Raw genomic sequence first — 7,836 nt, forward strand, 5'->3', positions numbered from 1 at the left:
AGATAAAACATGTTATGGCTGACCGTTCTCCGAGGTTCCATTCGCAGAAGATTCTGCGCCGTTATGAGGACTTGTTTTATCCTCCGCAGCTGCGTTGTCCCCGGTATTTGCGTCAGAGTTGCCACCTTGATTGCCTTGCCCCTCCTGTGGCCTCTCCTGCCCCTTATCACCACTACCAGAGGGGTTTGATTCATTCTCACTATTCGGATTCGTTACAGCAGGTGTAGAAGGGCTCTCAATGTTTACCGTTGCCTTTAGTTGGCCGGCATTCCCGGCTTGCGTAATGTATTTAGGCAAGCCTACTTTTAGGGTAACCTCGTGTTGACCAGTCGCGAGGCCACTTACATTTGCCACCAAACTAACGTCATCATTGGTTAAATTGTTTACCAAATCCTGCGGGCCCTTCACAGTAACATCCATCGTCTTGCCTGCGGGTGCTATAATAGTCGCGTTAGCTCCATCTCCTGCACCTTGTAAAACGATTGGGATGCCTGACAGCGTCCGTTCCGTATCTGTAACTTCATTGGAAGGAACGACGGTCACCTGAATTTGTATTAACCCTGGCTCGATTTTATCAGAACCTGAGGGAGCTGCCAAATTAGCTTGAACTGTACGGGTCCCCGCTTCTGTAAATTGACTCAGATCGAGTGTAGCCGTGACATAAGAGCTCAGGCTGCTTAATACATCCTGTGATGCATATACCGCTGCTTCCTTCACATTTGCGTTTACTTTAGAAAGCGCCAATCCGTCTGGCAGCTCTCCGGAATAGACTATCTTGACAGGCACAGACTTCGCCTGCTGAGTGACCGGGATTTCAACTGACACAGTGGATGGCTCAATGACCGCACCTGTGAGTTCCTGCCCCTTTTTGTTATAGGCCTTCAGCTTTACCCGTTTCTGTTCAAACTTTTCTGAGATGCCATCCGTGTTAACAGCCCCTTGCACCGCAGTAACGGTATTCAGCTGGCTTTTGGGTAAAGTAACCTTTACTGTTTGAGGAGCAATCACAGGCTTACCGAGCTGTAGCCCCGCATCTGGACTACCCTTAGGTACTATAGATACATTAAATGATTTCGTTTGTTTTTCCTCAATTGTTACTGTAACACGGTTAGGAGTCATGGATACCAATTCCACCCCATCCGGTAAATCCGGTTCAAGTGACAATGTTTTAGTGCCTGCTCCTAAGCCGCTTAAGTTTAATTTTGCCTGATAATTATCCGCGAAAAAAGTAGTCAGGACAGAGCGCTGTCCTCTGACCTCCATCTTTACATGATCAGTGTCCATCGTAGACAGCACATATTTTGAATCATCCAGACCACTGGCCTGAATGGCCACATTATCAATTATTTTATTATTGTAGGAAACGGTCAATGTAGACGAAGGAGTACCTGTATCCAGATGAACCATTCCCCACAGCATTATAGCAACCGCAAGCGCCAATATCTTGGAAATCGTATTATTGTTAATCCATTTGTCCATCATGAATTTCCACGGCCTCCCCTCCGATTCCAGAATGAGCCGCGTTTTTCCTTCAAAGACGGTGTTGGCCGCAACTCCTCATACAGCTTGGAGATTAGGGATTCTTCCTTAATGTCACGCACGACCTGACCATTGATAGCCAACGAAATTTGCCCTGTTTCCTCCGATACCACGACAGTTACGGCATCCGTTACCTCACTCACCCCAATTGCAGCCCGATGACGGGTTCCCAACTCCTTGCTAATGAAGGGATTTTCCGATAATGGCAAATAGCAGGCCGCAGAGGCAATCTGTTTATTTTGTATAATCACTGCACCATCATGCAAAGGCGTATTGGGAATAAAGATGTTAATTAGCAGTTCAGAACTAACTACGGCCTGTGTCTTGATACCAGACTCCGTATATTCGTTCAGTCCTGTCTCGCGCTCAAATACGACCAATGCTCCTATTTTTCTACGTGATAAATAATTCAGCGCCTTAATCATTTCTCCAATTAACTTATTGATCTCTTCATCATCTACTGACGAACGCCCAAATAGTTTACCACGCCCCAACTGCTCTAGAGCACGACGTAACTCAGGCTGAAAAATAATAAAAATAGCCACTACACCAAAGGTGAACATCTGATTCATCAACCACTTGAGCGTGTACAAATCAAACCAGGTACTAACCGCCCAAATAACAACCAGGAACAGAATCCCTTTTAACAATTGAACTGCTCGCGTTCCGCGAACAAGTAAAATAAGCTGATACATAATATAGGTTACGATTAAAATGTCGATAATATCTTTAATGGACTCTTTCCAAGTCAGGTCCGCAAAATAATCCAACATGCGCATGCCCCCGCAATTTTCTGTAGTGAGTGGGTGTAATATGTACACAGTATGCTCTCTCTATCTAGGTTATAACGATCAGGCTCGCGTTGCAAGCTGTGCGACAAAAGAATCGCCAAAATCAGTAAAATACAGTACAATTCGCCAGACCTAGATACAAAAAAACGCCTTTTCCAGCGGAAAAAGGCGCTCGATATCGTTCTTGCCATTTCAAGCTTCTTTTATGGAGAAGACGGTCCCCCGAACAAATCGGTAACCTTGTACCAAATCCAGTCCAAGGTTTGATCGATACTTTTAACCTGTCCTGCAATATGGGCGGTTGAAGCTTGATAGTACGAGCCGTCAATCACAGTAAGATTTCCTTCTACATCACCGTATACACGTGCCTCACCATTCTGTACTGTTAAATCTCCGGCAATGGATTTCCCTTCAGGTACAATTACAGTATCGCCCTGAATAACAACTTGATCTAGATTGCTTCCTTTGACTACTAATTGATGGTCCGTGCTAGAAAAGCTGGCCATACTTGAGCATATCACAATAAGGAAGAAGGCGGCGGCTGTTACAGCGGGATGCCTCTTCACCCAAGCTAGCATAGGCACCGCAGGCTGTCGTTTATGCGGCGGCAAAGCATTCAAAATGCGAAATGTCAGCTCATCCGATACACACGGCACTTGATGATAGCGTGTACCGTAAAGCATCGCATCCGTCCGCTCCAGCTCTTTAAAACGCATGCGGCATTCCGGGCAGACTAACAAGTGTTGTTCCAACTCATGTTTGTCCTGCTCAGACAGGTCGCCATCTAGATAGTCATGCATAAAAGAGACGGCTTGTTTGCAATCCATATGAGCCAATCCTTTCTAATATTCTTCCGTGTTTCTCAACATAACATGCTCCGGCTTAGAAACTTTGCTCATCTTACATACGTTACAACGAACATTATGTTTCATAAAAACATCTACGCAGGCTCTTTTCCTAGAATGTATGCACAGCATTTATAGCTTGTGCTCCAGTTTTTTGCGTAGAAAATCCCGTCCCCTGTGTACTCTTGTCTTAATTGTGGTAACTGGGAGATTGAGCACATCGCTAATTTCCTGTAAGGAAAGCTCCTGCAAGTATCGTAGAACCATAATCGTCTTGTATTTATCCGGAAGGCTGTCAATGGCGTCATGAATTAAAGCTTGCGTTTCCGACAACAGCGTACTCCCTTCAGGGGTAAGCTCTTCACTAGCAAGCATGGCGTACCCATCAACACCTTCTTGATCATTCATTTCAGCATCAAGTGAGTATGTAGGTTTTCTCCTTCGCAGACGATCAATGCACAGATTTGTAGCAATCCGATAAATCCAGGTTGAGAACTTCTGTCCATGGTCATACTTTTCCAGGTTACGATACACACGCAAAAAAGTTTCCTGCACCAAATCCTCCGCCTCATGACGATTACCTAGCATCCGGTAGGAAAGATGAAAAATCCGATCTTTATATAACTCGACTAACTCCGCAAAAGCTCGCTGATCACCTTTCTGCACCAGCCTAACCAAGCGGCTTTCCATATTATCCACTCTATACTCCCCCAGACTTGCTGATGGGTTACTTATTACATGTTTATGATTATTCATCGTAGTTTAATTTTATCCAGAAATCAACTGAAGTGTGGACACAAGTAACAAACTCGCGCTTCATTACTATAAACACAGCACAATCGGGCACTCCATGAGTACCCGATTGCCTGTATCATACGGCCAAACTATATCAGCCTGTGTTTCTCAAGCCTGCGGCAATTCCGTTAATCGTCAATAGTACCTCACGCAGCATTTCAGCGTCATCACCGTTCTGATTACGCAGCTCGCGTAGCTCACTCAGCAATTGAACCTGCAAATAACTTAACGGATCGACATAAGGATTACGCAACCGGATAGATTCCTGAATAACAGGTACATCGTCCAAAATCTCAGATTGTCCGGTTATTTTCAAAATCAATTCAGATGTCAGCTTGAACTCTGCAGAAATCTGCCCGAATATACGTTGCCGTGCTTCTTCGTTATCCGACATCCCAGCATACTCCTCTGCAATCAGCAAATCCGCTTTAGCGATTGCCATTTGGAGTGTATCAATAAGCGACCGGAAGAAGGCAGAGTCTCTAAACATCGTTTGTAGCACTTTAAGGTTATCTTCATTGTTTTGATAGTAGCTTTGCAAACCTGTTCCTGCCGCATACCAAGCAGGTAGCAAGTAACGACTTTGTGTCCACGCAAAGACCCATGGAATAGCGCGCAAATCCTCAAAACGTTCACTGTTCTTACGCTTGGACGGACGAGAGCCAATATTCAGCTCGCCTACCTCAGGCAACGGTGTAGATTCTTTAAAGAAAGTGAAGAAATCTGGATCTCGGAAAATCAAATCCTGATACTTCTCCAGTGATACTTCGGAAATACGGGCAATAATCTCCTCCCAGCTTTCCTCGAACACTTCTTTCTTTCCTGAGCGATGATACGCAGCAGCCGTAATTAACGCCGATGTCGCCTGCTCCAAGCTCCGATATGCAATCCCCTTGAGCGAGTAGCGGGATGATAGCACTTCGCCTTGCTCCGTAATCTTAATTCCTCCACCAATGGTATGAGGAGGCTGAGCCAGAATACTGCGGTTAAGTGGCATTCCTCCGCGCCCCAGCGCTCCTCCACGTCCGTGGAAAAACTTCACTTTTGCGCCATACTCGTTCACTACTTCCGTAATGCTATTCATAGCGACCCGAAGTTCCCAGTTCGCTGTAACCACACCGCCATCCTTATTACTATCCGAGTAGCCAAGCATGATCTCCTGAAGCTCATCCATCGCGGCTACAGATTGTCGATATACAGGCAGGTTCATCAATCTTCTCATAATATCAGGTGCAGCATGCAAATCATCTATCGTTTCAAACAAAGGAACGGATTGCAGCGTACTAATGACAGTGCCATCCTTCTCAATGCGGAACAGGCCTACCTCTTTGGCTAATACCATAACCTCAAGCAAATCACTGGCACCCTGAGTCATACTGATCAAGTAGCTTGTAATGGATTGTTTGCCAAATTCCTCCTGAGCCAAATAAATCGTACGATATACATCAAGACATTCCTGTGTGCTATCGCTATATTTCAAATATGGCGAAGTAATCGGACGGGGTTCATTTAGCAGCTGTTCCAGCAGATCTATTTTTTCTTCCTCTGACAGCTTACTGTAATCTGACACAATATTCATTTTAGAAAGAATTTCAGTCATCGCATTTTCATGCTCCTGACTGTGCTGACGTACATCCAGCGTAGCTGTATGAAAGCCGAATAGCTCTACCTGACGAATCATCTTTTGAATATACGTGTCTGCCACATAATCAGCAAAATGATGACGCAGGCTGCTGGCAATCACATTCAGATCTGCAATAAGCTCTTCTGCGGAGCTATAGCGTTCCTTAGTACCCTGTTTGCTCTCATCCAAAACGTTATTCACCTTAGCAATCATATATGCTAGTTTGATGCGATAAGGCTCTTTTTCGTTATGCCATACTTCCATTTTTTTAAGTGTGATGTGGGCGCGATCTTCTTCAATAGAAGCCAACAAATCATCAGAAACTCGCACAATGCTGGTACTAAAGCTCAAGTAACCCATGAGTTCCTTCAGCGTGTGCTGATACTCTCTCAAAGCCAGCTTGCGTTGCATACACAACGTTTCCCAAGTCACATGAGCTGTAACAGATGGATTCCCGTCCCGGTCTCCACCGATCCAAGAACCAAATCTCAAATAAGTTGGAATGTGCCATTTTTGCTCAGGATAATATTTATCCAAACATCGCTCCAATTCTTGGTATACATCTGGCAATACATGAAACAAGGTCTCATGAAAATAATACATTCCATTTCTTACTTCATCTAATACAGTTGGCTTTCGATCACGCAGTTCATCCGTCTGCCACAGTGTAATTACTTCATTAAGCAGATTTTCCCGTACCTGTTCTCGCTCACGCAAGGTAAGCATCGGATTATCCAGCAGCATGACGTCTTCAGAAATACGTTTGTGGATATCCAGAATTACTCGTCGTGTTGCTTCTGTAGGATGTGCAGTCATGACCAGCTCCAAGGAGAGTTCATTCAGCATGTTGCTAACGTCCTCAGCGGAGAAGCCTCCTTGTTTAAGCTCCTGAACGGAACTTTCGATAGAACCGGGTTGAACCTCTTCACCAGCGGAATGCTCATAATCCCGCTTACGACGAATACGATGGTTTTGCTCAGCGATATTCACCAACTGAAAGTAAATCGCAAACGCGCGAATAACCTGGTGACGAATATCCGTATCCAGTCCACTGACCATTTGTTTAAAATTCTCGTATAACTCCGGCTGATACCCGGCACGTAACGATTTACTTGCCTCACGTATTTTCTCCACGATATCCAAAAGTTCGTTGCCACCTTGATGAACCAAAACCTCACCAAGAATATTTCCTAGAAAACGAACGTCCCGCCGCAGCAGATTGTTGGATTGGTTTTTGTTAGCGGTTAACGTAAGCTCAGTCATGCTTTTCCCCCCATCTGATCTGTTCCACACCATATTCAGTTGTAGCAAAGGTACGTATACACACGAAATTTGACACTTTCTTAACATCATACAATAAAAACGTATGAAAAGCTGCAAAATTTACAGGAAAAAATCATGCTTTTGAAATACTTTTTTGGAGAATATATTGGTCACTTATACATAAAAATGAAATTAATAAATAAAACTGATTTTAAGCGCTAAAAATGTGCGAAACATTATGCACAGTCTCTTTTAAAAAGCGTGTTTCCAAAGGTACAAATTCTTGTGTCATGATGTGTATATGTTTATTATTTGTTGACAAAGTGAAATTCATTGCGCTCTATCCACAAAGATATACACAAATAAGCCATAATCTCAGTATTCTAAATCTGTTTACTCATTAATCCCTACGTGTTACCCACATAAATAAAGAAGAGTGTGTAGAACAAAAGGAGCAGGTATAAAGTTATCCCCATGAATTTCGTAACATAATAATTATAGGATTCCTATTTTCAATGGATTTGATCACGAATTTAGCCTTACTACAGGAAAAAGGGGGCCGTAAGAGGGGAAATCCGGGTCTAGGTGATAAATGCCTATGTAGGATATGCACAAGTCATCCCCAACCGTGCATGGCAAGAGACATCATTTAATGATCTATATACATAGAAGTTAATATATTGTGGACAAAATAAAAAGAAGCCTTTCGGCTTCTAGGTAATCGGTAAGCGGGTGATGGGAATCGAACCCACGCTATCAGCTTGGAAGGCTGAAGTTCTACCATTGAACTACACCCGCAAATCAGTATCGGGATGACACGATTTGAACATGCGACCCCCTGGTCCCAAACCAGGTGCTCTACCAAGCTGAGCTACATCCCGATATTATATTTTTTTAAAAATATGGCGCGCCCTGAGAGATTCGAACTCCCGGCCTTTTGATTCGTAGTCAAACGCTCTATCCAGCTGAGCTAAGGGCG

General features: G+C 44.0%; 5 protein-coding genes and 2 tRNA genes. All 7 read right to left on the bottom strand.

Annotation, left to right across the window (positions count from 1 at the left end):
• Positions 1-12: 12 nt before the first annotated feature.
• The 7 genes from HFD99_RS24480 to HFD99_RS24510 all read right to left on the bottom strand — a co-directional run bounded on the left by HFD99_RS24480 (position 13) and on the right by HFD99_RS24510 (position 7,738).
• Positions 13-1,482: a CdaR family protein gene (locus tag HFD99_RS24480; RefSeq protein WP_025365925.1), complete on the bottom strand. Its 1,470-nt coding sequence runs from the start codon at positions 1,480-1,482 to the stop codon at positions 13-15.
• Complete coding sequence (gene cdaA, locus HFD99_RS24485) at positions 1,479-2,312, bottom strand: diadenylate cyclase CdaA (protein WP_013373237.1); 834 nt, start codon at positions 2,310-2,312, stop codon at positions 1,479-1,481. The genes HFD99_RS24480 and cdaA overlap by 4 nt, the downstream gene beginning before the upstream one ends.
• Before the next feature lie 221 nt (positions 2,313-2,533).
• On the bottom strand, positions 2,534-3,157 hold the full coding sequence (locus HFD99_RS24490) for an anti-sigma factor (protein WP_167441030.1): 624 nt from the start codon (positions 3,155-3,157) through the stop codon (positions 2,534-2,536).
• Between the two features lie 150 nt (positions 3,158-3,307).
• Positions 3,308-3,874 carry an RNA polymerase sigma factor SigW gene (gene sigW, locus HFD99_RS24495; protein WP_013373239.1) on the bottom strand — a complete coding sequence of 189 codons (567 nt, stop codon included), beginning with the start codon at positions 3,872-3,874 and terminating at the stop codon, positions 3,308-3,310.
• Between the two features lie 190 nt (positions 3,875-4,064).
• Complete coding sequence (gene ppc / locus HFD99_RS24500; RefSeq protein ID WP_045245419.1) at positions 4,065-6,857, bottom strand: phosphoenolpyruvate carboxylase; 2,793 nt, start codon at positions 6,855-6,857, stop codon at positions 4,065-4,067.
• 727 nt (positions 6,858-7,584) lie between these two features.
• A tRNA-Gly gene (locus tag HFD99_RS24505) sits at positions 7,585-7,655 on the bottom strand.
• 9 nt (positions 7,656-7,664) lie between these two features.
• Positions 7,665-7,738: transfer RNA gene (locus tag HFD99_RS24510), tRNA-Pro, on the bottom strand.
• Positions 7,739-7,836 lie beyond the last annotated feature (98 nt).

It is taken from the genome of Paenibacillus sp. EKM301P, from assembly GCF_011800295.1.
In the GTDB taxonomy this organism is placed as follows: Bacteria; Bacillota; Bacilli; order Paenibacillales; family Paenibacillaceae; genus Paenibacillus; species Paenibacillus polymyxa.

Excerpts from the sequence above, each read along its gene's own strand:
- HFD99_RS24480 (WP_025365925.1), bottom strand. The coding sequence starts at position 1,482 with ATGATGGACAAATGGATTAACAATAATACGATTTCCAAGATATTGGCG.
- cdaA (WP_013373237.1), bottom strand. The coding sequence starts at position 2,312 with ATGTTGGATTATTTTGCGGACCTGACTTGGAAAGAGTCCATTAAAGAT.
- HFD99_RS24490 (WP_167441030.1), bottom strand. The coding sequence starts at position 3,157 with ATGGATTGCAAACAAGCCGTCTCTTTTATGCATGACTATCTAGATGGC.
- ppc (WP_045245419.1), bottom strand. The coding sequence starts at position 6,857 with ATGACTGAGCTTACGTTAACCGCTAACAAAAACCAATCCAACAATCTG.